Below are 26,368 nucleotides of genomic sequence, written 5' to 3'. Positions count from 1 at the left end.
TCCGCTTCCGATGATGACCGGGTGGATGACACCCGCTATCCCTGCCCGGCCTGTGGTGCCCCGGCCGATCTGAGTGCCGGCTGCACCGGCTGCCGGCGTGCGCCCGATCCGATCGCCGCCGAGGTGTTCCTGCTGGGCCGGGAGGTCGCCCGGCTGGAGCCGGAGGTGGAGCGGGCCCGCCGCGCGTACGCCGAGCTGGCCGGACGCCTGTCGGCCACGTCGCGGCGGCGGGCCGAGCTGGCGGCTGTCGTGCGCGCCGGGTTGGCTGCCTCCGTGGTGACGCGCCAGGCGTCGCTCGTCGGGCCGGTGGCGTCCGCTGGGCCGGTCGGCACGGCGGGTGCGGCACCGGGTGCGGCGGAGACCTCCACCCGGACCGTCCAGGGTGTGCTCTTCGTCCTCGGTGGACTGCTGCTGGGCACGGCCGCGGTGGTGTTCACCGCCGTGGCCTGGGCGGCGGTGGGTGTCGCCGGGCGGGCATCGATCTTGGCCGCGGTCACCGCGCTTCTGCTGGGCGTACCGCTGCTGGTGGTCCGTCGGGGGTTGCGCGGCACGGCGGAGACGTTCGCCGCGGTCGGGTTGCTGCTCGTGGTGCTTGACGGTTACGCGGCCTGGTCGGTGGACCTGGCCGGGGTGGCCGGCTGGCCCGGCAGCCGGTACGCCGCGCTGGTCGGGGGGGCCAGCGCGGCGGTCGCCGTGGCGTACGGCAGGTGGAGCGGGTTGACCGGGCCCTGGTTCGCCGCGCTGGTGGCCGCCCAGCCGGTGGTGCCACTGCTCGCCGTCGGGGCCGAGCCGGATGCGGCCGGCTGGGCGCTGGTCCTGCTCGCCGTGGCGCTGCTGGACCTGGCCGTGCTGGTGGCGCTGCGCGGCCGGGTGGGCGTGGCACCGCTCGTCGGCCGGGTGGTGGCGGCGGTCGGTCACGTCGCAGCCCTGGTGGGTGCCGCCAGTTGTGCCCTGGTGCCGCTGGTGGTCGGGCGGGCGGCGGGTTCGCCGTTACTGGCCGGGGTGCCGCTGTTGCTTGTCGCACTGACCGGGTTCGCTGCGGCCCGGTTGGTCGGCGGACGGGCGTTGCGGGCGGTGGCGGGCGGGTTGCTGGTGCCGGTGCTCGCCGCAGCCCTGCTGCGCCCGGTGGTCGAGCTGCGGCCGTCCCTGCTGCTGATCGCGGCGGCGACGGTAGCCCTCGTGCTGGCCGGGGCGGTGCGGCTGCTGCCGGGCGCGGCCGGGGCGGAGCTGCCGGTGCGGGAGCCGGTCGGGGCGGAGCGTCCCGCCGAGGTCGGGTCGGTGGTGCGCGGTGCCGGCGGTTGGCGTACCGGCCCGCGTGCCGGTGCGCTGCTGGTCGCGGCCGTGACGGCCCAGGTGGCCGTCCTGATCACCGCCGTGCTCGCGGTCGCCGCCGTGGGCCGCTCGCTGCCGCCGTGGCGTGGGGCCGGGACGGGTCCGGACCTGGACTGGGGCTGGCAGCTGGCACCCGCCGTGGCGTTGGCGCTCGGCGCGACGGCGCTGCTGCTGCCCCGGAAGGTGCGGGCGGTGCTCGCCACGGCCGGCGCGGTGGCGGTGCTGCTCGCCCTGCCCGCCGGTTGGGCGGCCCCCTGGCCGGCGGTGGTGGCCGTCGACCTGGTCGGCGGGGTCGGGCTGCTGGGCGCCGTGCTGGCGCGTCCGGCGACCCGCCCCGCCGCGCTGCTCACCGGCGCGCTCGGTGGTGCCGTCCTGCTCGGGCACGGGCTGCTGGTCTCCCTGGCCGCCCCGACCGGTGCCCTGGTGGCGCTCGGCTGCATCGTCGGGGTCGGGCTGGCCCTGGCCGTACGACGGGGTGTCGGACCGTACCGTCCGGTGGCCGGCGTGGGGCTGCTGGTCGCGCAGCTCGCGCTGCCCGGGGTCGTCGCGGTGGCGCTGTTCGCCGCGGGTGCGCCACCCTGGTGGCAGGCACGGCTGGCGCTGGCCGCCGCCGGGCTGCCGCTGGTCGCGGCACTCGCGGTGCGTCGCCACCGGATCGAGCTGACCGGGTACGCGGTGGTCGGCGCGGTGGTCGCGGTGATCGTGCCCGGACTCACGCCGTTGGTCGTGGCGGGGGACGAACCCCTTCCGCTGTACGCCGCACTGGCGACGCTCGGCGTCGCGCTCGTCGCCCGGTGGGAGCGGCCGGCGGCCGGCGACCAGGAACCGGCCCGGCGGGCCGTGCTGCTGGCGGCGGGGGGCCTGCTGGCGGCGGTCGCGGTCCTGGCGGCCCTGCCGACGGTGTGGGGCGCGCTCGTGTCGCCGTACGGCTCGGAGCGGGTGTGGTCGGGGGTGCCCACGCTGGTCGCCGACCCGATGGCGCTTGCGCGCGGGTTGGCGCTGGCCGTGCTGGCGCTGGCCGTCGTGTTGGCCGGTCGGGGGATCCGCGCCCGGGTGCTGCCCGCGCTGCCGTTCGTCGCGGCGGCCCTGCCGGTGCTGCTCGTCGCGATCGGCACGCCGTGGCCGGTGCTGCCGGCGGTTGTCCTGCTCACCGGGCTGGCCGCGCTGCTGTTCGCCGCCTTGGCGGCGCGCCCGGCGTTCGCACCGATCGCCGTACCGGTGGGTGCGGTGCTGACCACCTCCGGTGTGGCGGGGCTGCTGGCCACCCGGGCGGGGACGCTCGCCGCGGAGGGAGTGCTGCTGGTGGCGGCGGTTGTCGTCGCCGTCGGGGCGCGGGTGGTCGAGGTGCGGGTGGCGGGTTGTCTGGCCGGGGTGGGCGCGGCGTCCGCGCTGGCGGTGACCGCCCCGCTCGCCGGTGGGCAGCCACTGCGGGCGGCGGCGTACCCGCTGTTGGCGGTGGCCGCCCTGGTGCTGGCCGTCGCCGCGGTGGCCTCGCCGCGAGACCGGGTCGGGCGGGTGCTGGACGCCGCCGCGCAGGCGGCGGCGCTGGTGGCGGCCGCGCTGGCGGTCGAGGTGGCGCGGCACCTCGCCACCGTCTGCGTGCTCTGGGGAGCTGCCGTCGCGCTGCGGCTGCTGCGCCGGGGTGAGCCGGCCGGCCGGCGGTGGGCGTTCGCCGGCGTCGCCGCCGGCAGCGAGTTGCTCGGGGCGTGGGTCCTGCTGGCCGCCGGTGGCGTGACGGTGCTGGAGGCGTACACCCTGCCGGCCTCGGCGCTCGCCCTCGGCGCGGGCCTGCTGGCGCTGCGCTCCCGCCCCGGGCTGACCAGTTGGCCGGCCCTCGGCCCGGGGTTGGTCGCGGCCCTGCTGCCGAGCCTCGTGTCGGTGCTGGCCGGGGCGGACCCGCAGCCGTGGCGGCGACTGCTCCTCGGCGCGGCGGCCCTGGGTGCGGTGCTGGCCGGCGCGACCCGCCGGTGGCAGGCGCCGGTGCTGCTCGGCGGTGGGGTGCTGGCGCTGTTGGCGCTGCACGAGGTGGCCCGAGGGTGGGACCTGCTGCCCCGGTGGATCTACCTCGGGGTGGGCGGGCTGGCGCTGGTCGGGCTCGCCGCGACCTACGAGCGGCGGCGGCGTGACCTGGCTCGGTTGCGGGCCACGGTGGCCCGGCTGGGCTGAGCCGCAACACGATCGGGGGTAGTGCCCGCCCTACCCCCGATTCGGGGGTTGCCAGGGTTACTCAGCGCTACTGCTGACCGGAGACTTGACAGTAGGCCCGAACCACCCCGGTTCAGGCACAAGCGGATCGGGAGCAGTAATGGCGCTCGGAGCGGTGGCGGAACCGCCGGTACGACGGCGAGGCAGTGACTACGCACAGTTGTCCCGACGGATCAGCCAGGCGGGCCTGCTCGAGCGGCGCCCGGGCTGGTACGTCACCCGCATCACGCTCACCCTCGGCGGCTTCGTGGCCGGCTGGGTCGCCGTTTTCCTGCTCGGCGACTCCTGGTGGCAGCTGCCGCTCGCGGCGGTGATGGCGGTCGCCACCACCCAGGTCGCGTTCCTCGGGCACGACGCCGGTCACCGACAGATGTTCCGACGCCGGGGCGCCAGCGAGTTGGTGGGGCTGTTCGCCGGCAACGTGGCGGTGGGGATCAGCTACGGCTGGTGGGTCGACAAGCACAACCGGCACCACGCCAACCCGAACCACGAGGACGAGGACCCGGACGTCGGCGCGGGCGCGCTGGTGTGGACGCACGAGCAGGCGCTGGAGACCCGTGGGTTCGGCCGCTGGATGGCGCAGCGGCAGGCGTACTTCTTCTTCCCGATGCTCCTGCTGGAGGGTCTGAGCCTGCACGTGGCGAGCATCCGGGCGATCGTCGGCCGGGAGGACGGCAGGTACGCCGTCCCGATGCGGCACCGGGCGATCGAGGCCGCGCTGCTCGTCGCGCACACTGTCGGCTACGTGGCGCTGCTGCTGGCGGTCATGTCGCCGGTCAAGGCGCTGCTCTTCGCCGTCGTGCACCAGGCGCTGTGGGGCCTCTACATGGGCTGCGCGTTCGCACCGAACCACAAGGGCATGCCGATGCCGACCGCCGAGGACGAGCTGGACTTCCTGCGTAAGCAGGTGCTGACCTCCCGCAACGTGCGCGGCAGCCGCCTGGTGGACACCACGCTGGGTGGGCTCAACTACCAGATCGAGCACCACCTCTTCCCGAACATGCCCCGGGCCAACCTGCGCCGGGCCCAGCCGATCGTGCGTGCCTACTGCGTCGAGCAGGGCATCCCGTACGCCGAGACCGGGCTGATCGAGTCGTATCGGCAGGCGCTCGGCCACCTGCACGAGGTGGGCCGGCCGCTGCGCGGCTGACACGATACCGATCGGTGGGGCGGCAGCTGATGATGCCGCCCCACCGTCGCGTCTGGGCAGGATGATCGTGACGGTTGGCTGGCCTGGGGTGGAGTTGGTGGCACGGTGGCGCGTCCAGCTCGTTCGCCGCGCCACCGGTAGGGTCTGCTCATGGCAGACCTGCTCACCGCGGACGCGGTGCGAGAAGAGCTGGGCCGGTTGCCCGACTGGTCGGGCGACCCGACCGGCATCGGTCGTACGGCTCAGCTCGGCAGTTTCCCGGCCGCCATCGCGGTGGTGGACCGGGTGGCGGCGGTGGCCGAGGAGCTTGACCACCATCCCGACATCGACATCCGATGGCGGACCCTGACCTTCCGCTGTGTCACGCACTCGGCCGGTGGGGTCACCCACCGGGACGTCGAGCTGGCCGCGCGGATCGACGACATCGTCCGGAGTGCGGCATGAGATTCGAGATCAGCAAGGTGTTGGACGCCATCGAGGGCCGGGTCTGCACGGACCCGTCGCTGGCCCGGGCGGTGCTCGACCTGGCCGAGGTGATCCGCTACCAGGACATCGACGGTGGCCGGCCGGCCAGCCTGCTCCGGCTCGGCATGGTCATCGACGCGCTCTCCCGCGAGTTGGAGGAGGACAGCGTCCAGGTCTACGCAATCGTGCACCGGGCGTTGCTCTCCGACGCCGACCTCACCTCGAACGAGCGGATGGTGGTGCGCCGCTGGGCCGACGACGGGCTGGTGGAGGTGCTCGACAATCCGGGCGACCGGATGTTGGAGGTGGCCGACCTGCTCGGGTTGCCGGTGCTCAGCCGGGTCCGCTTCGACGGGCTGCGCGGGCGGTTCCCGTGGCTGGTCGAGCAGCCAGGTCGGGTGGTCGCCCCGGTGCCGGGCGCCGGTGGGCCGGTGTTCATCGCGCACGTCGGCGGCGGGCACGCCCCGGTCGCCGGCAAGCGCTCGCCGACCGGGGCGAAGCTGCTGGCCCGCCAGTGGCGCTGCCCGGAGTCGGGTTGCGCCCTGTTCGGCGGCGGTGGTGGGGGTGGCGCGTTCGCCGACCTGGCCGGGGGCGCCGACCGCAGCCCGGCCGCGCAGCCACCGCCCGCGCTGCGCAACGGTGTGCCGACCTGCCCCCGACACGGCGTACGCCTCGGCGACGGCGGGCCTCGGCCGCGCAGCGAGGTGCTCGCCGTACGCGTCGGCGGCCTGGTCCGGCGGCGGTTCGTGCTCACTGAGGAGCAGCCGATCGTGGCCGGCCGGGCTCCCGAACAGGACGGCGGGATCATGCTCGGCCAGTGGCTCAACGACGAGGCCCGGCGGTGGATCAGCCGCGGTCACGTCCGCTTCGAGCTGCGGGTCGGCGAGGTCATCGTGACCGACGTGAGCACCAACGGCTCCGGCATCCGACCGGCCGGGTCGATGAACGAGTCGGACCGCATCCCGCTGGCCCCGCAACAGTCCCGGGTGCTCGGCGAGAACGACATGGTGGAGCTGTACCCCGGAGTGCAGATCGGCCGGGCCGAGGAGCTGCCGACCGGCGCTCCCTTCACCCCCACCTCGGTGATGGCCGAGGCCCCGACGATGGCCATGCGCCTACCCCGCCCCTGACAACCCAGCGCTGGCCGCGGCGCGCCAACCCCGGTTGATCATGAAGTTATTGCCACGACACGCGCGGCAGCGGGCAATAACCTCATGATCAACGCGAGGAGGCGGCGGGTCAGCCGGCCAGCACCTCGGCCAGCTTGGACACCGCCAGGTCGATCTCCTCTTCGGTGATCACCAGGGGCGGGGCTAGCCGGATGGTGGAGCCGTGGGTGTCCTTGGCGAGCACGCCACGCTGGGCGAGCCGCTCGCACGCCTCCCGCCCGCTCATCAGCGTCGGGTCGATGTCCAGACCGGCCCACAGGCCGCGGACGCGTACCCCGACCAGACCCTTGCCGACCAGCCCTGCCAAGCCGGCCCGCAGCCGCTCGCCCAGTTCGGCCGAGCGGCGCTGGAACTCGCCGGTGGCCAGCAACCGGACCACCTCGATCGCCACCGCGCAGGCGAGCGGGTTACCGCCGAAGGTCGAGCCGTGCTGGCCGGGCTTGAGCACGCCGAGCACGTCGGCGTTCGCGGCCACCGCGGAGACCGGGATGATGCCGCCGCCGAGCGCCTTGCCGAGCAGGTACATGTCGGGCACGACGCCCTCGTGGTCACAGGCGAAGGTCTTGCCGGTACGCCCCAGACCCGACTGGATCTCGTCGGCGATGAACAGCACGTCGCGCTCGGTGCAGACCTGGCGTACACCCGGCAGGTAGCCCTCGGGCGGCACCACCACGCCCTGCTCACCCTGGATCGGCTCCAGCAGCACGGCCACCGTGTTCTCGTCGATCGCGGCGGTCAGCGCGTCCAGGTCGCCGTACGGCACGACCGTGAAACCCGGGGTGTACGGCCCGAAGTCGGCGCGCGCGTCCTCGTCGGTGGAGAAGCTCACGATGGTGGTGGTCCGGCCGTGGAAGTTGCCCTCGGCGACCACGATGTTGGCCTGCCCGGCGGGCACGCCCTTGACCTGGTAGCCCCACTTGCGGGCCACCTTGATCCCGGTCTCCACCGCCTCGGCGCCGGTGTTCATCGGCAGCACCAGGTCCTTGCCGCACAGCTCGGCCAGCTCCCGGCAGAAGTCGGCGAACTGGTCGTGGATGAACGCGCGGCTGGTCAGCGTGAGCCGGTCCAGTTGCGCGTGCGCGGCGGCGATCAGCTGCGGGTGCCGGTGGCCGAAGTTCAGGGCCGAGTAGCCGGCGAGGCAGTCCAGGTAGCGGCGCCCGTCCACATCGGTGAGCCAGGCACCCTCCGCGGACGAGATCACCACCGGCAGGGGGTGGTAGTTGTGCGCTGTCCAGCGCTCGGCGTCCCGGACCGCTTCCGGCGTCCGCAGGATGTCATCCACGATCACTGGCTTGCCTTTCCCTGACGGAGTCGCAGCGTGCAGCACTTCGGTCCGCCGCCGGCCTTGAGCAGCTCGGACAGGTCGACACCGATGGTCTCGTAGCCCCGGTCGCGCAGCTTGGCGGCCAGGTCGGTGGCCTGCGCGGGCAGCACCACGTGCCGTCCGTCGCTGACCGCGTTCAGCCCCAGCACCTCGGCGTCGGCCATGGTGGCATGCACCGCGTCGGGGAAGAGCCGGCGCAGCACGGCCTGGCTGCCGGGGGAGAACGCCTCCGGGAGGTACGCCACGGTCCGTTCGTCGAGCACGGTCAGCGCGGTGTCCAGGTGGTAGAAGCGCGGGTCGACCAGTTGCATGGTGATCACCGGGTAGCCGAAGACCTCCTGCAACTGGGCGTGCGAGGAGTGCGCCGTGCGGAAGCCGGTGCCGGCCAGCAGGTGATCGCCGGCCAGCAGGACGTCGCCCTCACCCTCGTTGACGTGCTTCGGGTCGTACATCTCGAAGCCGGCGTCCTCGAACCAGGCCCGGTAGGCCGGTGCCTCGTCGGCGCGCTGCGGGTCGCGGAACTGCACGGCCATCGCCTTGCCGTCGATGACGGTGCCACCGTTGGCGGCGAAGACCATGTCGGGCAGGCCGGGCACCGGAGTGATCTCCTCGACGGTGTGGCCCAGGTCAAGGTACGTCTGGCGGAGCTGCTCCCACTGCCGGACGGCGAGCGCGGCGTCGACCGGGGCGCTCGGGTCCATCCAGGGGTTGATCGCGTAGTCGACGGCGAAGTACGTCGGCCGGCACATCAACAGGCGCTGGCTGGTGGCGTCCATCGTCATTAGTCCTGCTCCCAGGGTCGGGCGCGCCCGGCCACCGTGGCCCACGGGCTGGCGCCGTTGCTCAACGCTATGCGGCCCTGGCGGCAGGATCCACCACTGAGAGTTGCGCAGACCGAACATTCGTTGCGTCTAGGCGGTGTGCAGTCGCGAATCGTTGCGTCGTGGGTTGCGCGAGCTGTGATTCGTGTTCTGGGCCACCGCCGCAAGGTGGGGGCCTTGGCCGCCTTTGCTCTGCACCCGTTCCTCTTGGTGGGCCTTGGCCACTTTCGCTCTGCGCCCGCTCCTCCTGGTGGGTGGCCATAGCCAGCCTTTGCTCTGCACCCGCGGAGGCGCCAGCTACAGATTGTGAGTGTCGCCTCGGCGGGTGCAGAGCAAAGGTGCCACGCAGGGGTGGCCGGTCCGCTGCCGGCGGGTGGGGTCGCCTGGCGGGCCAGCGAGCCATCCCAAGAGGAACGAGCCATCCCAAGGGGCGCCGCCTGACCCTGGAAACACTTCAGGGGCGGCGAACCGCCGCCCCTGAAAGGGTGTCGCCCGGCCGGTGAACCACCGGATCAAGTCGGGCGGCCGGCGAACCGCCGGCTTGTCGCCGGTGCATCACCGGCGAGCGGAACAGTGCCCGCTAGAAACGGTCGACAAACTGTGAGTCAAGCCACTCCCGGAAGCGCTGCACCCAGTCGCCATCCGTGGTTGGCCAGTCGAACTGCCCGGTCATCGCGAGCACCCCGATCACCACCGCGGCCAGCCCGATCAGCACACCGAAGAGCGCGTCGGTCTTGCCTGCGACGTGCCGGCGGCGGGTGGCCATCAGGCCCAGCACCGCGAGCACCGCGCCGAAGGCGCCAAGCCCGATGCCGTACCCGGCCAGAGTGCCGGTCAGCACGAACAGCGCACCGGCGACCGAGACGATCAGGCCAAGGGTGGCGAGCAGGCTGGCCCGCGGCTTCGGGCCGCGCGTCGCCGGCGGCTCGGGCGTGGTCACGCCCGGGGCCGGGTCGACCGGACGGTCGGTGGTGACCCGGTCCGTCGTGTCGGACCGGCCAGTGGTGCTGTCGAGATCGGCGTCCCGCTCGGCGGTGCGGGCCACGGTCGGGGCGGTGCCGGTGCGGGTCTCGGTCTCCACCGGGCGGGCGGTGTGGGTCCGGGTCTCCGCCGGGCGGGCGGTGCGGGGCTCGGTGTCCACCGCGGTGCCGGTGCGGGGCTCGCTGTCGACCGGGCGGGCGGTGCCGGTCGCGGTCGTCACCGGGCGGGCGGTGCCGGTCGCGCTGTCGACCGGGCGGGCGGTGGCGGCTCGGGCCACCGCGGCCCGCTCGGCGGCACGCCGCTCGGCCTCGCCGAGCTGCCCGTTGGGCGCGTTGGGCGCGGTGGCGCTGCGGTACGTCGTCTGGTCGGCGTCCCGGTCGGTGATCACCGGTCGGCCGGTGAGTCCGTCGGACCGGCCCGTGTCGGTCGCCGCCGTGCTGTCCCGGTCAGCGCCCGGGATGTCGCGGCCGTCGAGGTTCTCGTCCCGCGTCGGTGCCGGCTCGGACCGGCGGGACAGCGAAGGAATCCTGACCACTACACACCTCCTGATAAATGCGTGGTGGCCGTCGGAGAGGGTGGCACCCACGCGGTACCGCCCTCAAATACCCACCTGGGCGTTTCCTGACACCAATCCCGGGTACGGGGTCACCACGTCGGGCCGCGACCGACGCTCGGAGGTGACCGGCGTGCGGCGGTCGCCGGCGGTGACCGACTCGGTTTGCAGGAAGTCGGCGTGTCCGACTCATCGGGACACCCCGGTTTCCCTGAGGCCGACTCGATCAGCGCCGGGCCGACTTGCCGGACGTGGGCCTGGGCCCGGATCTGCCCGGCGTGGCCGGGGGCGCGGCGCGGAGCAACCGCACTCCGGCCTGCTGCACGTACACCTCCCGCTTGTCGACGGCCAGGCCCTTGTCGTCCAGGACGTAGCCCGTCAGCCAGACCCACCCGTGGTACGTCGGGCGCGTATCGGCGCTGACCAGTCGAAGGCGTAGCGCCCGATCGCCGGCGAACTGCACCGAGCACGCCGCGCCGATCAGCAGCAGGTCGCCGGGCTTCCAGCCGGTCATGTCGGCCAGTGGCCGCGGTTGATCGGGATGCGGTGGCGAACCCGGCAGGGCAGGTCCGCGCCGCAGCGGCACACGGTGCGCCAGCGCACCCAACTCCACGCCGGCCGGTGTCGACGGGCGAGGGTCAGCGCGGTGACCAAGAGGTATTCGTTGTACGAGACGCGCATCGCGGTGTCCTTCCGAGGAATGGCGTCACACCGGCCTTGTGCTGACGCTATTCCCGAAGCTGTTTTCCGGGAGGTGCCAACGCGTGACAGCATGTTCCACGCTGGCCACCTTGTGCAATCCACACCGCCGTCCTAATGTCAGACCACATTGACGCACGAGGAATGGAAAAGAAATGCGTGCGAGGCGAAACAATCGGTGTTGCAGGAGGGACGCGGTGATGTTGCATGACGGATGAAACAAGCGGGTCCACGGTCCCTCGACGGCAGCTCGGCCGGCTGCTCACGCAGCTCCGCGAGGACGCCTCGGTGTCGCTGGACGCCGTGGCCGAAGCACTTGACTGCTCACGGCAGAAGGTGTGGCGCATCGAGAAGGGGCTGGTCCCGGTGCGTGTGGTGGACGCCCGCGCGATGTGTGTTCTCTATCGGGTGCCCGACGACATGGGCGAGATCGTCGCCGGGCTCGCGAAGGAGACTCGCGCCCGGGGTTGGTGGCATTCGTACGGCGATGTCGTCCCGCCATGGTTCTCGCTGTACGTCGGCCTGGAATCGTCCGCCGCCGCGCTGCGTCAATATGACGCCGAGTTAATCCCCGGGCTCCTGCAAACCCGCGAGTACGCCAGCGAGTTGTTCCGCCGGAAGAACCCGACCATGCGCGCGGAGGATCGGGAAAAGTTGGTGGAGGTCCGGCTGCAACGGCAGGGCATCCTCGTGCGCCGGCTGCCCGCCGCGCCCACCCTGCGGGTCGTCCTGAGCGAGGCCGTGCTGCTGCGCACCATTCCCGACCGCGGGGCGATGGTTCGGCAGCTACGCCACCTGCTCGACCTGGCCGCACTGCCGACCGTGAGTCTGCGGGTCCTGCCGCTCGCCGCCGGTCCGCCGTTGGCCAGCGAGACCGGCACCTTCGTCCTGCTCGATTTCCCACAGGCTTTCGGGAGAGCGTCGACCGAGCCGACCACCGTCTACGTCGAGAACATCACCGGCGCGCTCTATCTGGACAAGCCGGCCGAGGTGGCCGCCTACGAACATGTCTGGTCGGACCTGGAAGCCCTCGCCCTGAGTGAGGCAGAATCAGAGAAAATGATCACTTCGATCATCGAGGAGCATCATGACTGACCTTGCCGGTGCGACCTGGCGCAAGAGCACCCGCAGCGGCGGCAGCGGCGGCAACTGCGTCGAGGTGGCCGACAACCTGCCGGGTGTCGTGGGCGTACGGGACAGCAAGGACCCGACCGGTCCGGCGCTGGCCTTCGCCCCGGCCACCTGGGCCGCGTTCGTGGGCGGCGTCAAGGGGCAGCGCCGGGGCTGACCACGCCGTCCCGGGCGCCCTCCCGCCGTGATCGACTCGCCTTCCTGAAAACCGGGGTGTCCCGCTCACCAGAACACCCCGATTTTCAGGAAGCCGAGTCGATCAAGCGCGGCGGTGCCTGGCCTGGCGGTGCCTGGCCTGGCGGTGCCTGGCCTGGCGGTGCCTGGCCTGGCGGTGCCCGGCCCGGCGGTGCCTGGCCTGGCGGTGCCTGGCCTGGCGGTGCCCGGCCCGGGGGTGCTCCCGAGGCGATCGGTGCGGCGCACGGCCCGAGGCGATCGGCCCGGCGGTTTCCGGCCCGGCGGCGCTCCCGAGGCGATCGGCGCGGTGCATGGCCTGAGGCGATCGGCGTCTCGGCGTGGGTGGCTATCCTTGGCACCCGTGCCAGAGGGACATACGATCCACCGCCTGGCGGCCCGGCACGCCGAGCTGTTCGCCGGGGACAAGGTGCACGCCGCCAGCCCGCAGGGGCGCTTCGCCGACGGTGCCGCCCGGCTCTCCGGGACGGTGCTGGAGGGCACCGAGGCGTACGGCAAGCACCTGCTGCACCACTACGCCGGTGAGCTGACTCTGCACGTACACCTTGGGCTTTATGGGAAGTTCACCGACGGCGCGGGGGAGCCGCCGGAGCCGGTTGGCCAGGTGCGGCTGCGACTGGCCAGCGATCGGCACTGGCTGGACCTGCGCGGGCCCACCGCCTGTGAGCTGATCACTCCACCCGAGGTGGCCGCGCTGCGGGCCCGCCTCGGGCCGGATCCGCTGCGCACCGACGCGGACCCGGAGCGGGCGTACCGCCGGATCTCGCGCAGTCCGACGCCCCTCGCGGCGCTGCTGCTGGACCAGTCGGTGGTGGCCGGCACCGGGCTGATCTTCGTGACCGAGGCGCTGTTTCGGGCCGGGTTGTCGCCCACGATGCCCGGCCGCCGGCTGACCCGGGAAGGCTGGGACGCGCTCTGGGTCGACCTGGTCGCCCTGATGCGGCTCGCGGCCGAGCACGGCCGGATCGACACCGTGCGCGACGCACACCTGCCGGAGGCGATGGGCCGGGCGGCGCGGGTGGATCGGCACGGCGGTGAGGTGTACGTCTACCGCCGCCCCGGTGCGCCCTGCCACGTCTGCGGCACCGAGGTCAGCCGTGGCGAGCTGGCCGGGCGCAACCTCTACTGGTGCCGCACCTGCCAGGTCGGCTGAGCCGGTCGCGTCGCCACCGCCGCCACCGCCGCCACCAGCGCCACCACCACCGCCGCCACCGCGGGCGCCACCGCCGCCGCCCGCCCTGCCCCCATGATCGTGCTGGAACAAGGATGTAGTGGCCTCGCGGAGCGGGCAGACCACTACATCCTGGATCGAGCGTGATCAAGGAGGGTGCACGGGACCGATCGATCGATCAGTCGAGTAGCCAGCGGACCACCTCGATCTGGTGCGGAAAGACAAGCTCGTTGGCGACGCTCCAGGCCAGCGTGTGCCCGATCGCCCAGCCCCGCACCCGCTCCCGGTCCAGCCCGAGGTCGGTGGTGAGCCGGTGCAGCCGATGCCGGACAGCGGCCGGCGAGTGGCCCAACTCCGGACCGCGCACCATCGACACGACCGAGAACTCGCGTTCGCCGGTCAGCGGCTTCGGATCGATCGCCAGCCACGGCTCCCGGTCGGCGGCGAGCACGTTGCCGGCGTGCAGGTCCTGGTTGACCAGCACCTGCTCGCCCTGGCTCGACACCAGGGCGGTGAGCAGGGCGAGCGCCGCGTCCAGCAGCCGCCGCTCGTATGGCCGGCCGGCCCGTTCCCACGTGCTCGGCATCCGGTCGATCCAGCCGGCGGCCTCCTCGGCGAGCGGGGTGAACGGCGCGCCGGCCGGTCGCCAGAGCCGGGGCAGGAGCCTGGTCACCACGTCCAGCGCCTGGTCCATCGGCAGCTCGTGCAGCGGACTGCCGGGCCGGCAGCGCTCCACCAGCAGGGCGCGGCGTGCCGGATCGTGCGCGAGGAGCCGGATCGCGCCGTCGCCAGCCCACTGGGTCAGCGCGTTGGCCTCGTGCCGGCTGTCGTCGTCCGGGTACTGGAGTTTCAGCACCGCCGCCGTGCCGTCCGGCAGGTCCGCCGGGAGTGCCAGCGAGGCGTACGCCTGCCGGAAGGGTGGGCCGAGTCGCAGCGACCACTGCTCGGCGCACTCCGCCAACCACGTCGGGAGGGCGGCGAGCCAGGCCCGGCCGGTCGGTGTCGCGCCCACCCAGCCAAGCCCCTCGGGTAGTTCCATCCGGCCATCCTGGGGCAGGGCGTTCATCCGCCGGGCCGGACCGGGCCGGCGGCCGGCGCGGGCCGCGATCGGGCAAGGCTCGACAAGGTACGCGGCCCCCACCGGCCGGCCGATCCGCGCCCAGGGTCAGCACAGGCGAGGATCATGGTGTTCACACGCCGGTCCACAGTGGCTAGCGTAAGCCCGTGCAGATTGGCGTGAACGTACCGAACTTCGGCCCGGGCACCGACCCCGACGTGCTGCGACGGTGGGCGCAGACGGTCGAGGGTCTCGGGTTCGACCTGCTGATGGTCTCCGACCACATCGCGGTGACCCCGGACGTGGCCGAGCAGTATCCGGCGCCGTTCTACGAGCCGTTCACCACGCTGTCCTGGTTGGCCGGGGTGACCCACCGGGTCCGGCTGGGCACCACGGTGCTCATCGTCCCGTACCGGCATCCCCTGCTCACCGCCCGGATGGCGGCGAACCTCAACCGGCTCAGCGGCGGCCGGCTCGTCCTCGGCGTCGGTGTCGGCTGGGCCCGGCAGGAGTTCGAGGCGCTCGGCGTGCCGTTCCAGCGGCGCGGCGCGCTGACCGACGACTACCTGCGCGCGATGCGCGCCGCCTGGCAGAACGCCGACGACTACGACACGGGTGCGATCCCGATCTGGGTCGGCGGCAACAGCGATGCCGGCATGCGCCGCGCCGTTCGACTCGGAGACGCGTGGCACCCGCTGCGCCTCACGCTCGGCGAGCTCACCGACGCGGCCGGACGGCTCACCACCATCGCCGACGACCTGGGCCTCCCCGTGCCCGCGCTGATGCCGCGCATCGCACTCCAGGAAACCCGCGACCCGGTCACCGGCCCCGACCGGCTCGCCGGTGTGGGCACCATCGAGCAGATCACCGCCGACCTCGACCAGATCCGGTTGCTCGGCGCGCAGACGGTGGTGCTCGACCCGTTCAGCGGCGACCTCGCCGAGATCCACCAACCCGAACGCGCCTGGCAGACCCTCGCGGCCGTGGCCGCGTACCGCAAGACGGCCGTGGCCGCGTACCGCAAGACCCAGGAGGTCCGATGACACCCGACGACGAAACGTTTCTCCGCCGCGCCGTGGCACTCGCCAGCCAGGCCGGAGCATCCGGCGAACGGCCGTTCGGCTCGTTGCTTGTCGGGGCGGACGGCACCGTCCTGATCGAGGACCACAACACCGTGGTCTCCGACGCGGACATCACCGCACATCCGGAACTCAAGCTGGCCCGCTGGGCCGCTCGGGAACTCTCTCCCGAGGTGGCCGCCGGCACCACCATGTTCACCAGTTGCCAACCCTGCCCGATGTGCGCGACGGCGATCGACAGGTCCGGGCTCGGACGGGTGGTGTACGCCCTGTCCAGCGAGCAGTTCGAGGAGGTCAAGCCGGCCACCCCGCCGCTGCCTCCGGTGCGTTACGAGGGGCCGGCGCTGTTCGACGAGGCGCGTCAGCCGATCGACGACTACTACTGACCGCAGCGGTTGGGGGAGGGCGCTGACCACGTCCTGACGGCTGCTGCGGCGGCGGTGCGGTGTGACGCAGACGGAATTGACAGTTGACCGGCCGCCGGAGCAGGGTTGAGAAGTGACAACGATGTCAACGGGCAAAAGGGAGGAAAGCTCTTCCCGCCGCACGTGTCGCTTCGTGGCGTACCGTTGACGGTTTTGCGGCGCGGACCCGGTCCGTGCGCCGATCCTGGCCATATGTCCCTTCCCTACTCGACGGTGACCCAGCTGAGATGACCGACGTACCCCGATCCGACGCCCTGACGACCCCCGCTCCGGCCGGGTCACCCGACCTGCCCGACCTGGACGACTTCCTCGCCGACCAGACCCACACCCTGCGCGACACGGCCCGCCGCGCGGTCCGGCCGGAGGGCGGCTTCTGGTGGTTGACCGGCGACCGCACCCCGGACCGTGGCGAAGCGGTGTACACCTGGATCACCTGCCGGATGACCCACGTCGCCGCCCTCGCCCACCGCAACGGTGACCCGGACGCCGCCGCCCTCGTCGACCACGGAATCGCCGCGCTCAACACCCTGCTGCGCGACCACCGGTTCGGCGGCTGGTTCAGCGCCGTGGACCAGCAGGGAGCGCCAGTCGACGACCACAAGGCCGGCTACGACCACGCGTTCGTGCTGCTCGCCGCATCCAGCGCCGCGCGTGCCGGACGACCCGGCGCCCAGGAGTTGCTCGCCGACGTGCTGACCGTGGTGCGGGACCGGTTCTGGGACGACGAGGCGGGCGCGGTCCGCGAGTCGTGGAATCGGGACTGGACGGTCACCGAGGACTATCGCGGGGCGAACAGCAGCATGCACATGGTCGAGGCGTTCCTCGCCGCTGCCGCCGCCACCGGCGACGCAAGCTGGGCCGACCGCGCCCTGCGGATCGCCACCCACCTGGTGCACACCGAGGCCGCCCGGCACGACTGGCGGCTGCCCGAGCACTTCACCGCCGACTGGACGCCGCTGCTCGACTACAACCGGGACCAGCCCGCCGACCCCTTCCGGCCGTACGGCTCGACGATGGGCCACTGGTTGGAGTGGGCCCGGCTGCTGCTGGAGTTGGAGGCGGTCCTGCCGCAGCCACCAGACTGGCTGCTCGCCGACGCCCGCACCCTGTTCGCCGCCGCCGTGCGCCGTGGCTGGGCGGTCGACGGCGCCGACGGCTTCGTCTACACGATCGACTGGGACGACCGGCCGGTGGTGCGTTCCCGGATGCACTGGGTGCTCGCCGAGGCCATCGGCGCGGCGATCACCCTGCACCGCCGCACCGGCGACGACGTCTACGCCGACTGGTACCACGTCTTCTGGGCGTACGCGCGCCGCTACCTCATCGACGGCACCGGATGGCGGCACGAGTTGGACGCGCGAAACCTGCCCGCCGACACGGTCTGGCACGGTCGGCCGGACGTCTACCACGCGTACCAGGCCGTGCTGCTGTCACGCTCGGCCAACGGGCTCGGTGGCCCCGGCCCGCTCGCGCCCGGCGAGGTGACCGCATGATCGTGGTCGCCGGCGAGGCGCTCATCGACCTGGTGGTCACCGCCGACGGGCAGCGCGCCGTGCCGGGTGGCTCCCCGGCCAACGTGGCGCTCACCCTGGCCCGGCTCGACCAACCGGTACGGCTGCTGGCCCGGCTCGGCACCGACGAGTACGGTCGGCAACTCGCCGCGCACCTGAGCGCCAACCGGGTGGACCTGGACTGGGCGGTCCGCGCCGCGGAACCCACCTCGGTGGCGGTGGCCACGTTGAACGCCAGCGGGCAGGCCAGCTACGAGTTCCGGCTGGCCGGCACGGCGGACTGGCAGTGGACGCCGCGGGAGCTGCCCGACCTGGCCGGGTCAGCGGCGACCGCACTGCACACCGGGTCCCTCGCGCTCGCGCTGCCGCCCGGGGCCCAGGTGCTGGAAGACCTGCTCGCCCGCGAACACCGCCGCGACGGGCTCACCGTCTCGATCGACCTCAACCTGCGACCCAGCATCGTCACGGACCGAACGGCGGAGCAAGCCAGGGTACGCCGCCAGGTGCCCCTCGCGAACCTGGTGAAGGCCAGCGACGAGGACCTGGCCTGGCTCTACCCGGACCGGTCGGTGGGCGACGTGCTGGCCGAGTGGCGCGAGGCCGGGGTGTCCTGCGCGGTGGTGACCCGGGGTGGTGAGGGCGCCTGGTTGCTCGCCCCGAACGGATCACTGCACGAACAACCGGGGGTACGCACCACAGTCGTCGACACCGTCGGAGCGGGTGACTCGTTCACCGGCGGTCTGTTGGCCGCTCTGGCCGATCTCGACGCGCTCGGCGACCGCCCGGCCGACCGACTCGCCGCGGTGACCGAGCAACAGTGGGGCACGGTGCTCCGCCAGGCGGCGACGGTGGCCGCGCTGACCTGCGCCCGCCAAGGCGCGGACCCACCCCGCCGAGCAGAGGTCCAACCCCTCCTCAACCCAACCCCGTAAAACCCCGGACCCGCCCCCGCCCCACCCGGCCCGGCCCAGGCTCGCCGGGTCGATCATGGACTTGTGGTGCCTCACAAACGCCGCGAAGTGCAGTCAAACGCCCACCACAACTCCATGATCGACCGGGTGGGGGTGGGCGGGGCGAGCGGGCGCGAAGGTGCGGGGGCGCGGGGGGCGGGGGCGGTTAGGTTAGGCCTCGTTTGAGGAGCTTGGTGGGGAGGACTGTGGTGGACGGGGGTGTGTCGTCGCCGGCTACTCGTTGGAAGAGGCGCTCGGTGGCGACTCTGGCCAGCTCCCGGGTGTCGTAGGCGACCACGGTCAGTGGCCGGGGCATCAGGTGGGACAGTTCGAAGTCGTCGAAGCCGACGAGGGCGGCGTCACTGCCTCGGCGGTGCAGCTCCTGGAGGGCGCCGACGGTGAGCCGGTTGTTGGCGCAGAAGAAGGCCGTCGGCGGGTCCGGCAGGTCGAGCAGCGCGGCGACGGCCCGACCGGCCTCCTCGGGGGCGATGAGCCGTTCGCGGACCAGCGAATCGTCAGGTGCGACCCCGGCCGCGGCCAGCGCCGCCCGCGCCCCGGTCAGCCGCTCGCGCATCGTGGGCACGCTCGGCGCGCCGAGCAGCAGGCCCACCCGGCGGTGCCCCTCGTCGAGCAGTGCGCCGACACCGGCGTGGCTGCCGCCCCGGTTGTCCAACAGCACCGCGTCGGCGTGCAGCCCCTGCGGCGGCCGGTCCAGGAAGACCACGGGCATTCCCAGCTCGACCTCGCGACGCAGGAACGAGTGGTCGAGACCCGCCGGCACCACCAGCAGCCCGTCGACCCGACGCTGGGTGAAGTCCTGGAGCAGGGCGCGTTCCCGTTCCGGGTCCTCCTCCGACGAGGCGGTGATCAGCATGGTGCCGTGGGCGGCCGCGATCTCGGCGGCAACGCTGGCGATCGTCGCGTAGAACGGGTTGGCGATCTCCTCGATGAGCAGCCCGACCGTGGCGTTGAGCTGCCGGGACCGCAGGTTGCGGGCGATGTCGTTGCGGCGGAAGCCCAGCTCGGCGATGGCGGCCAGCACCCGGTTGACCAGTTCCTGCCCCACCGGCTCGTCGTTGACCACCCGGGAGACCGTTTTCAGGCTGACCCCGGCGTGCCGGGCCACGTCGACCATCGTCGGGCGCCGACGCACCGTCGGCCGGGTCGGGGTCTGGGTCACGGGTCGTCCTCCACGGCGGGCGCCGGTCAGCGGTCGGGGGCGGCGAGCGCGTCGACCGCCTTGCGCGCGGCGACGAGCACCGGGTCCCACACCGGCGCGTACGGCGGAGCGTAGCCCAGGTCCAGTGACGTCATATCGTCCACCGTCATGCCGTTCCAGAGTGCGACAGCCAGCGTGTCGATACGTTTGGCCGCCTCGGACCAGCCGACGATCTGCGCGCCCAGCAACCGGCCGCTGGGCCGCTCGGCGATCAACTTGACGGTCATCGGCCGGGCACCGGGGTAGTAGCCGGCCCGGTTCGTCGACTCGGCGATCACCGAGACGAAGTCGAAGCCGGCCAGGGTGGCCTCCTCCTCCCGCAGGCCGGTGCGCCCCACCTCCAGGTCGCAGACCTTGGTCACGGCCGTGCCGATCACCCCGGCGAAGGTGGCGTACCCGCCGCCGATGTTGATCCCGGCCGCCCGGCCCTGCTTGTTGGCGTGCGTGCCCAGCGGCACGTGCACCGGCATCCCGCTGACCCGGTGCAGCGTCTCCACGCAGTCGCCGGCAGCCCAGACACCGGACAGCCCGGCCACCCGCATCCGGCGGTCCACCCGGATACCGCCGCTCGGGCCGATCGGAAACCCGGCAGCCTTGGCGAGCGCGGTGTTCGGGCGTACTCCCAGGCCCAGGACCACGACGTCGGCCGGTATCGGCCCCTCGGCCGTGACCACCGCGGACACCCGGCCGTCCCGCTGCTCCAGGCCGGTCACCGGCAGGTCGGTGCGGATCGTGACACCCAGGCCGCGCATCGCCTCGGCGACCAGCTCGGCCATGTCGCCGTCGACGGTCGCCATGGGCTGCGAACCGGCCTCGACCAGGGTCACCGACAGGCCGCGCTGGATGAGCGCCTCGGCCATCTCGACGCCGATGTAGCCGCCGCCGACCACCACGGCCCGACGCGGCTGCGGCTCAGCGTCGAGCCAGTCGCGCAGCGCCGCCCCGTCGTCGAGGGTCTGCATGCCGAACACGCCGCCCGCGTCGGTGTCCGCCCAGGGCGGTTTCATCGGCACCGCACCTGTGGCGTACACCAGGTCGTCGAAGCGCTCGCGGACCTCGCCGCCGCCCTCCAGGTCCCGGGCCACCACCTCGCGGCGGTCCAGGTCGATGGCGGTGACCTCGTGGCGCATCCGGACGTCCATCGCGTACGTCGTGCGGAACGTCTCCGGATCCCGGGCGATCAGCGCCTCCGGGCCGGACACCAGGCCACTGATCCAGTACGGGATGCCGCACGCCGAGTAGGAGGTGAAGTGGCCCCGCTCGAAGACCACGATCTCCAGGTCGGCACGGTCCCGGCGGCGTCGGGCCTGGGACGCCGCCGACATTCCGGCGGCGTCCCCGCCGATGACGATCAGCCGTTGCGCCACGGGCTCATCCTGTCACGACGGTGTTCAGCCACGGGTCTGCCGTGCGACGTCCTGCACGACGTCGGTGAGTTGGCCGGTGCGCTGGTACACCGCGCGCTGCCGGGCCGCCCCGCTGCCGTGCCGGCGCAACCCGCCCAGCAGGTCGGTGACCTCGGCCCAGTCGCCGTGCTGTTCCAGCGCCGGCCGCAGCCGCTCGACGAACCGGTCCAGCAGTTCCCAGGCCGGGCGGACCTCGCCGGTGGTGACGTCGACGGCGTCGCCTTCCAGGCCGTCGTGCGCGGCCCGCCAGTGCGCGCCGACCAGCAGGTGGTGATCGGTCCGCAACGCCGGGCGGTCGGCCTCGACGTCCGCCCTGGCGGTGGCCACCAGGGCCCGGACCAGCGCGGCGACCAGCACCGCGTCGTCCACCGACGGGCAGACGTCGCCGATCCGCAGCTCCACGGTCGGGTACTTCGCCGACAGTCGGGCGTACCAGTAGAGCATCCCCTCGTCGAGCATCACCCCACTGGAGATCAAGTGACTGATCAGCCGCTGGTAGTGCTCGTGCGACTCCAGGAACGGCGTCGGCGCCACCGACGGCCAGCGCTCCCACTCCACCGAGCGCCAACTGGCGTAGCCGGTGTCCTCGCCCCGGGCGAACGGAGAGTTGGTGGTCATCGCGTGCAGCATCGGCAGCCAGGGGCGTACGTGGTTGAGCACCTGCACACCGGTCTCCGGATCGGGAACGCCGACGTGCACGTGCATGCCGTTGTTGCCGGGGCCGGGAACGAGCAGCCGGAACCGCTCGATCATCCGGTCGAAGCGGGGCTTGTCCACCACCGGTGGCACCGGGCCGTCCACCGGGCCCGTGCCGATGGCGAGCAGGCGTACGCCGGCCCGCTCGGCCGCGTCGGCGAGTGCCCGACGGAGTACGCCGAGGGAGTGCCGGATCGACGACAACTCCAGGCCGGGCGGGCTGCCGATCTCGATCTGACTGGTCTGGAACTCCCGCTCCACCTGCCCGCGAAGTTCGGCCGGCACCTGCTCCATCACCAGGTCGACGGCCGGGACCGCGGCCCCGGTGTGCGGGTCGACGAGCAGGAACTCCTCCTCGACACCCACGGTGAGCAATCCGGTCGCCCCAGCCATCTCGCTGGGCGCCTCCGCCACCTGACCGGTCATCGACACCACCGTCCGTTCCTACCGCTCGCGGTCCATCCGCGTCGGTCCGCTGCTGGTTACCCAACGTGGCGATGCCGGGAAACGTGGCGGTGGCCTGGGGCGTGCCGCCGGTTTCGCCGGGATGACGTGACAGCGGGTCCTATGCTGGGCCCGTGCCGGTGCCACTGGGGTTTGTCGGGGTCGCGTGGGTGTCCGCGTTCGCCCAGCTCACCCTGCTCGCTGGCCGTCCGACCGACCTGCTGGCCGGTGCCGCGCTGACCGCCCTGGTGCTGCTCGCCGTGGTGCTCGCGGCGCGGGTGCTCGGCCGCTCGGGTGTGCCGGGCACCGGGCCGCGCTGGGCCGGGTTGCGAGCCCGCTCCCGTGCTCGGCGGGTGCCCCGGCAGATCGACCCGGACGCCGCCGGTCGCCCACGTCCCCGTGCCCCCGGGCTCGGATCGGCCGCGTAGCGTCACGCCGCCGCGCGGCCGATCCCGCCGTCACCGGCCCCCCTGTCGAGCGGACACCGCCCGGGGTTGGGCCCCACCGGAATCGGACCGAGGGGTTTCCCATGCTTGCCTTCGCACCACTGCACGACGCTGTCGCCGCTGCCGGCACCGCGCTGTCCTGGCTCACCGAGCTGCTCGAACCGTTGTCCGGCGGCATGGCGACAGCCGCCGCCATCGTGCTGTTCACCATCGCCGTCCGACTGCTGATCTCGCCGCTCACCGTCGCGCAGGTCCGCGGCGAGCGACGCCGCGCGGCGCTCGCCCCGCAGGTGCGTGACCTCCAGCGGCGGTACGCCGACGACCCGGCGACGCTTCAGCGCGAGGTGTTCGCGTTGTACCGCAGTGCCGGGGCCAACCCGATCGCCGGCTGTCTGCCGTTGCTGCTCCAGGCGCCGTTCCTGCTGGTCCTGTACCGGCTGTTCACCACGAGCGAGGGTGGCACGGGGCTGCTCGACGAACGGCTCGCCGGGGTGTCACTGGGCCACCATCTCAGCGACGGTGTGACCGGGGCGGCCGGCCCGCTCTTCGCCGTACTGCTGGCCGTGCTGCTGGCGGTGGCCTGGTGGTCGGCGCGGCGGGCCCGGCGGGCGTCGGCGGCCGTCGGCACGGTGGCCGGCACCCCCACCGACGGGCCGGGCGCGGCCGTGCTCGGGCGACTGCTGCCCCTGCTGCCGTTCACGACGGTGCTGGTGGCGCTGGTGCTGCCGCTCGCCGCGGTCATCTACCTGGTGACCACGAGCGTGTGGTCGGCCGCCGAGCAGGCGGTGCTCCGCCGGCCGCAGGCGGTGCCGTCGCCGGCCGACCGGTAGCCGATCACCGACCGGCGGTCACCGACCGCCGGTCGTCGCGCTCCCGACGCTTGCGGACCTTGCGGATCACCCAACTGACCACCATCACCACGAAGACCGCGCCGATCGCGTAGTTGAACCAGTCGCTGTAGCGCTCGATGTCCTGCCAACGGCGCCCGAGCGCGTAACCGGCGCCGACGATGAGTGCGTTCCACACACCGCTGCCGATGGTGGTGAGCAGGATGAACTCGCCCAACGGCATCCGGTTGGCCCCGGCCGGCACGGACACCAGGCTGCGGACCACCGGCACCACCCGGCCGATCAGCACCGCCCACCGGCCGTGCCGCTCGAACCACCTGTCGGCCTTCTCCAGGTCGTCGCTGTCCACCAACGGGATGTGGTCCAACCAGCGCTTGAGCCGTTCCTCGCCGAGCGCCGCGCCCAGCCAGTAGAGCACCAGCGCGCCGACCAGCGAGCCGACCGTCGCGGCGAACACCACGAGGAAGACGTTGAACTTGCCCTCGTGGGCCAGGAAACCGGCGAGCGCCAGCACGATCTCGCTGGGGATCGGCGGAACGATGCTCTCCAGCGCCACCAGCAGCGCCACGCCGACCGGCCCCATCGCCTCGATCACCGAGGCCACCCAGCCGGTCAACCCGGTGAAGTCGGACGGGTCGCCAGCCTGGGCGTACGCCATTGGTCGTCCTTCCGGTCGGCTGTCGGGGATCGGATGGTCTTACCCGATAAGGCGATTGCTACACCTCGGGGTGCAGCGCGGCGTCCGCCGGGCCCTGCCGCCACCCGGTGAACACCACGCTCAGGCCGGCGCGTGACGGCGCGCAGCAGAACGGGCCCGCCACGGCCTCGGCCGCCGGGTCCAGCGGGGCGAGCCGGACCAGTCGCCACGGCTCGTCGTCGGCGCGGGCACGGACGGTCAGCGCGTCGCCGGCCCGGCTGACCCGCACGGTCACCTCCCGGCCCACCCACTGCGGCACCGGCGCCACCGACCAGTCGGAGAACTCCCGGGTCACCACCGCGCCGAGCTGCGCCGCACCGTCGCTCACCTCGACGCCGGCCTTGGTCCAGGTCCGTTCGTCGACGCGGACGAGCGCACCGGCCTGGTCGAACTGCGCCGAGAAGTCGAGCCGGAAACTCACCTCCATGGCGGTGCCGACCGGCAGCGGTGCCAGCAGGGCCGGGCCGTTGTCGTGCACGAAGCCGTAGCTGGTCCGCCGCCAGAAGTCGCTGTCCGCCGCCGGCTCGACGACGAGCGCACCGGCGGGGCCGTCCTCGACGCGTACCGGTGGGTGCAGCCACCGGCCCGCGGACCAGTCCAACGGTGTGCTCGGCGGTACGAGGTCGTTTCCCATGACAGGCACGATAACCAAGGGTTTGCCGCGGTGATCGATCGGAGAAGTCTCTCCCGCATGGGTGACCGCTGGTATTCCGAAGCCGTCGTGTACTGCCTCGACATCGACACGTACGCCGACTCCGACGGCGACGGGGTCGGTGACATCCGTGGGCTGATCGGGAGGTTGGACTACCTGGCCCGGCTCGGGGTGACCTGCCTGTGGCTGCACCCGATCCACCCGTCGCCCAACCGCGACGACGGCTACGACGCCACCGACTTCTACAACGTGGACCCGCGCTTCGGCACCCTCGGCGACTTCGCCGAGCTGCTGCACCAGGCACAGAACCGGGGCATCCGCGTGATCATCGACCTGGTGGTCAACCACACGTCCGACGAGCACCCGTGGTTCCAGTCCGCCCGCTCCTCGCCGGACTCGCCGTACCGCGACTGGTACGTGTGGTCCGACACCGAGCCGGACGACCGGCACCAGGGCATGGTCTTCCCGGGCGAGCAGGACGAGACCTGGAGCTACGACCGGACCGCCAAGGCATGGTTCTACCACCGGTTCTACAAGTTCCAGCCGGACCTCAACTTCGCCAACCCGCAGGTCCGGGCCGAGATCAAGAAGATCATGTCGTTCTGGCTCCAGCTCGGCGTCTCCGGCTTCCGGATGGACGCGGTGCCGTTCATCATCGAGCTGACCGAGCCGGGCAACCCGAACTCCCCGAAGGACTTCGAGTTCCTCACCGAGATGCGCCAGCACGTGCAGTGGCGGCGCGGCGACGCCGTCCTGCTGGCCGAGGCGAACGTCGAACCGGACCAACTGCCGACGTTCTTCGGCGACACCAGCGGGTCGGGCAACCGCATCCACATGCTCTTCGACTTCATGCTCAACGGGCGACTCATGCTCGCCCTGGCCCGCGAGGACCCGGAGCCGCTCATCGACGCGTTGCACGACACCCCGAAGTTGCCGGTCGGTGGGCAGTGGGCCACCTTCCTGCGCAACCACGACGAGATCGACCTGTCCCGGCTCACCACCGAACAACGCAACCAGGTGTACGCGCAGTTCGGCCCGGACGAGACCATGCGCATCTACGACCGGGGCATCCGCCGCCGGCTCGCCCCGATGCTCGGCAACGACCGGCGACGCATCGAGCTGGCGTACGCGTTGCAGTTCTCCATGCGCGGCACGCCGGTGCTGCGCTACGGCGAGGAGATCGGGATGGGCGAGGACCTGTCGCTGCCCGGCCGGGAGGCGATCCGTACCCCGATGCAGTGGTCGTACAAGCCGAATGCCGGCTTCTCCACGGCGGAGGAGGAGAAGCTGGTCCGACCGGTGATCGACAAGGGTGAGTTCGGCTACCAGAACGTCAACGTCACCGCCCAGCGCGGTGACCCGAAGTCGCTGCTCGCCTGGTTCGAGCGCATGATCCGTACGCTGCGGGAGGCCCCGGAGATCGGCTCGGGCTCGACCACCCACATCGACGTGGCGATGCCGGCCGGAGTGCTGGCGCACCGGGCGGACGGCCCCACCGGGACCATGGTCTTCGTGCACAACCTCGGCACCGACGACGTCGAGGTGGACCTGAGCAGTCTCGAACCGGAGGCCGACCTGCCGGTCGACGTGCTCACCGACCGTGGCTACGGCGAGCTGGGCAAGCTCGGCGCGGTGAAGGTCTCCGGCCACGGATACCGGTGGATCCGGCTCCGCCGGGGCCCCGGCTACTGACGGACGAGGGGACCGCGCCGATCGGCGCGGTCCCCTGTCACGCGAGCATCGTT

Annotated in this window: 26 protein-coding genes; 14 read left to right on the top strand and 12 right to left on the bottom strand. The window is 72.7% G+C overall.

The annotated features are described in order from the left end of the window. Window positions 1–21 precede the first annotated feature (21 nt). The 4 genes from ACGFIQ_RS11405 to ACGFIQ_RS11390 all read left to right on the top strand — a co-directional run bounded on the left by ACGFIQ_RS11405 (window position 22) and on the right by ACGFIQ_RS11390 (window position 6,282). Entirely contained in the window at window positions 22–3,498 is a 3,477-nt protein-coding gene (locus ACGFIQ_RS11405; protein ID WP_393242670.1) for an SCO7613 C-terminal domain-containing membrane protein, read from the top strand. Between the two features lie 139 nt (window positions 3,499–3,637). Beyond that, window positions 3,638–4,687 (top strand): fatty acid desaturase family protein, encoded by a 1,050-nt coding sequence (locus tag ACGFIQ_RS11400; RefSeq protein WP_393242668.1) that lies wholly within the window; start codon window positions 3,638–3,640, stop codon window positions 4,685–4,687. Window positions 4,688–4,837: 150 nt separating this feature from the next. Then, window positions 4,838–5,131 carry a 4a-hydroxytetrahydrobiopterin dehydratase gene (locus ACGFIQ_RS11395; protein WP_393242666.1) on the top strand — a complete coding sequence of 98 codons (294 nt, stop codon included), beginning with the start codon at window positions 4,838–4,840 and terminating at the stop codon, window positions 5,129–5,131. After that, window positions 5,128–6,282: an FHA domain-containing protein gene (locus tag ACGFIQ_RS11390; RefSeq protein ID WP_393242664.1), complete on the top strand. Its 1,155-nt coding sequence runs from the start codon at window positions 5,128–5,130 to the stop codon at window positions 6,280–6,282. The genes ACGFIQ_RS11395 and ACGFIQ_RS11390 overlap by 4 nt, the downstream gene beginning before the upstream one ends. A gap of 109 nt (window positions 6,283–6,391) precedes the next feature. Here ACGFIQ_RS11390 and rocD read toward each other — a convergent pair whose 3' ends face one another. The 5 genes from rocD to ACGFIQ_RS11365 all read right to left on the bottom strand — a co-directional run bounded on the left by rocD (window position 6,392) and on the right by ACGFIQ_RS11365 (window position 10,681). Then, a complete protein-coding gene (gene rocD / locus ACGFIQ_RS11385; protein ID WP_393243193.1) occupies window positions 6,392–7,606 on the bottom strand; it encodes an ornithine--oxo-acid transaminase in 1,215 nt (404 codons plus the stop codon). Then, the gene (gene ddaH / locus ACGFIQ_RS11380; protein ID WP_393243191.1) at window positions 7,606–8,421 is read right to left on the bottom strand and encodes a dimethylargininase; all 816 of its coding nucleotides are present in this window, start codon (window positions 8,419–8,421) and stop codon (window positions 7,606–7,608) included. The genes rocD and ddaH overlap by 1 nt, the downstream gene beginning before the upstream one ends. A 625-nt stretch (window positions 8,422–9,046) precedes the next feature. Continuing rightward, a complete protein-coding gene (locus ACGFIQ_RS11375; protein WP_393242662.1) occupies window positions 9,047–9,982 on the bottom strand; it encodes a thrombospondin in 936 nt (311 codons plus the stop codon). A gap of 244 nt (window positions 9,983–10,226) precedes the next feature. Next, window positions 10,227–10,514: a hypothetical protein gene (locus tag ACGFIQ_RS11370; RefSeq protein ID WP_393242660.1), complete on the bottom strand. Its 288-nt coding sequence runs from the start codon at window positions 10,512–10,514 to the stop codon at window positions 10,227–10,229. After that, complete coding sequence (locus ACGFIQ_RS11365) at window positions 10,511–10,681, bottom strand: hypothetical protein (protein ID WP_393242658.1); 171 nt, start codon at window positions 10,679–10,681, stop codon at window positions 10,511–10,513. Before ACGFIQ_RS11365 ends, ACGFIQ_RS11370 begins: the two co-directional genes overlap by 4 nt. A gap of 225 nt (window positions 10,682–10,906) precedes the next feature. On the opposite strand from ACGFIQ_RS11365, the gene ACGFIQ_RS11360 reads away from it, so the two are divergent. From ACGFIQ_RS11360 to ACGFIQ_RS11350, 3 genes are all read left to right on the top strand, one after another. Then, window positions 10,907–11,794 carry a helix-turn-helix domain-containing protein gene (locus tag ACGFIQ_RS11360; RefSeq protein WP_393242656.1) on the top strand — a complete coding sequence of 296 codons (888 nt, stop codon included), beginning with the start codon at window positions 10,907–10,909 and terminating at the stop codon, window positions 11,792–11,794. Next, window positions 11,787–11,987: a DUF397 domain-containing protein gene (locus ACGFIQ_RS11355; RefSeq protein ID WP_393242654.1), complete on the top strand. Its 201-nt coding sequence runs from the start codon at window positions 11,787–11,789 to the stop codon at window positions 11,985–11,987. Before ACGFIQ_RS11360 ends, ACGFIQ_RS11355 begins: the two co-directional genes overlap by 8 nt. 378 nt (window positions 11,988–12,365) lie before the next feature. Further along, window positions 12,366–13,175 carry an Fpg/Nei family DNA glycosylase gene (locus ACGFIQ_RS11350; protein ID WP_393242652.1) on the top strand — a complete coding sequence of 270 codons (810 nt, stop codon included), beginning with the start codon at window positions 12,366–12,368 and terminating at the stop codon, window positions 13,173–13,175. Here ACGFIQ_RS11350 and ACGFIQ_RS11345 read toward each other — a convergent pair. After that, window positions 13,145–13,270 carry a hypothetical protein gene (locus ACGFIQ_RS11345; protein WP_393242650.1) on the bottom strand — a complete coding sequence of 42 codons (126 nt, stop codon included), beginning with the start codon at window positions 13,268–13,270 and terminating at the stop codon, window positions 13,145–13,147. The two genes, ACGFIQ_RS11350 and ACGFIQ_RS11345, sit on opposite strands and share 31 nt — an antisense overlap. A 101-nt stretch (window positions 13,271–13,371) precedes the next feature. Next, window positions 13,372–14,232, bottom strand: a complete 861-nt coding sequence (locus ACGFIQ_RS11340; RefSeq protein ID WP_393242648.1) for an aminoglycoside phosphotransferase family protein — start codon at window positions 14,230–14,232, stop codon at window positions 13,372–13,374. 185 nt (window positions 14,233–14,417) lie between these two features. Between ACGFIQ_RS11340 and ACGFIQ_RS11335 the strand changes: the two genes are divergently transcribed. The 4 genes from ACGFIQ_RS11335 (at window position 14,418) to ACGFIQ_RS11320 (ending at window position 18,197) form a co-directional block, all read left to right on the top strand. Further along, the gene (locus ACGFIQ_RS11335) at window positions 14,418–15,293 is read left to right on the top strand and encodes a TIGR03619 family F420-dependent LLM class oxidoreductase (RefSeq protein WP_393242646.1); all 876 of its coding nucleotides are present in this window, start codon (window positions 14,418–14,420) and stop codon (window positions 15,291–15,293) included. Next, window positions 15,290–15,715: a nucleoside deaminase gene (locus ACGFIQ_RS11330; protein WP_357066782.1), complete on the top strand. Its 426-nt coding sequence runs from the start codon at window positions 15,290–15,292 to the stop codon at window positions 15,713–15,715. The genes ACGFIQ_RS11335 and ACGFIQ_RS11330 overlap by 4 nt, the downstream gene beginning before the upstream one ends. Window positions 15,716–15,981: 266 nt before the next feature. Continuing rightward, the gene (locus ACGFIQ_RS11325) at window positions 15,982–17,247 is read left to right on the top strand and encodes an AGE family epimerase/isomerase (RefSeq protein ID WP_393242644.1); all 1,266 of its coding nucleotides are present in this window, start codon (window positions 15,982–15,984) and stop codon (window positions 17,245–17,247) included. After that, complete coding sequence (locus tag ACGFIQ_RS11320; RefSeq protein WP_393242642.1) at window positions 17,244–18,197, top strand: carbohydrate kinase; 954 nt, start codon at window positions 17,244–17,246, stop codon at window positions 18,195–18,197. The genes ACGFIQ_RS11325 and ACGFIQ_RS11320 overlap by 4 nt, the downstream gene beginning before the upstream one ends. A 184-nt stretch (window positions 18,198–18,381) precedes the next feature. Here ACGFIQ_RS11320 and ACGFIQ_RS11315 read toward each other — a convergent pair whose 3' ends face one another. The 3 genes from ACGFIQ_RS11315 to ACGFIQ_RS11305 are packed head-to-tail and all read right to left on the bottom strand — an operon-like array spanning window position 18,382 to window position 21,962. Next, window positions 18,382–19,395 (bottom strand): LacI family DNA-binding transcriptional regulator, encoded by a 1,014-nt coding sequence (locus ACGFIQ_RS11315; protein ID WP_393242640.1) that lies wholly within the window; start codon window positions 19,393–19,395, stop codon window positions 18,382–18,384. Between the two features lie 26 nt (window positions 19,396–19,421). Further along, window positions 19,422–20,801, bottom strand: coding sequence for an FAD-dependent oxidoreductase (locus ACGFIQ_RS11310; protein WP_393242638.1), 1,380 nt, complete (start codon window positions 20,799–20,801; stop codon window positions 19,422–19,424). Window positions 20,802–20,825: 24 nt separating this feature from the next. Beyond that, window positions 20,826–21,962: a glutamate--cysteine ligase gene (locus ACGFIQ_RS11305; RefSeq protein ID WP_393242637.1), complete on the bottom strand. Its 1,137-nt coding sequence runs from the start codon at window positions 21,960–21,962 to the stop codon at window positions 20,826–20,828. Window positions 21,963–22,114: 152 nt separating this feature from the next. Here ACGFIQ_RS11305 and ACGFIQ_RS11300 point away from each other — a divergent pair, with 152 nt between their 5' ends. Then, on the top strand, window positions 22,115–22,408 hold the full coding sequence (locus ACGFIQ_RS11300) for a DUF6412 domain-containing protein (RefSeq protein WP_393242635.1): 294 nt from the start codon (window positions 22,115–22,117) through the stop codon (window positions 22,406–22,408). A gap of 101 nt (window positions 22,409–22,509) precedes the next feature. Further along, a complete protein-coding gene (locus ACGFIQ_RS11295) occupies window positions 22,510–23,256 on the top strand; it encodes a YidC/Oxa1 family membrane protein insertase (RefSeq protein ID WP_393242634.1) in 747 nt (248 codons plus the stop codon). 4 nt (window positions 23,257–23,260) lie between these two features. Here ACGFIQ_RS11295 and ACGFIQ_RS11290 read toward each other — a convergent pair whose 3' ends face one another. Continuing rightward, window positions 23,261–23,932 carry a DedA family protein gene (locus tag ACGFIQ_RS11290; RefSeq protein WP_393242632.1) on the bottom strand — a complete coding sequence of 224 codons (672 nt, stop codon included), beginning with the start codon at window positions 23,930–23,932 and terminating at the stop codon, window positions 23,261–23,263. A 58-nt stretch (window positions 23,933–23,990) separates the two neighbouring features. Next, window positions 23,991–24,605 (bottom strand): DUF1349 domain-containing protein, encoded by a 615-nt coding sequence (locus ACGFIQ_RS11285; protein WP_393242631.1) that lies wholly within the window; start codon window positions 24,603–24,605, stop codon window positions 23,991–23,993. A gap of 57 nt (window positions 24,606–24,662) precedes the next feature. Between ACGFIQ_RS11285 and ACGFIQ_RS11280 the strand changes: the two genes are divergently transcribed. Beyond that, window positions 24,663–26,315 carry an alpha-amylase family protein gene (locus tag ACGFIQ_RS11280; protein WP_393243189.1) on the top strand — a complete coding sequence of 551 codons (1,653 nt, stop codon included), beginning with the start codon at window positions 24,663–24,665 and terminating at the stop codon, window positions 26,313–26,315. Window positions 26,316–26,368: the final 53 nt, after the last annotated feature.

Origin of the sequence: Micromonospora sp. NPDC048898 (assembly GCF_043198035.1) — a bacterium.
Classification (GTDB): Bacteria; Actinomycetota; Actinomycetes; order Mycobacteriales; family Micromonosporaceae; genus Micromonospora.
Note: the sequence above shows the minus strand (reverse complement) of the source record. Positions and strands in the feature narration are given on the sequence as shown.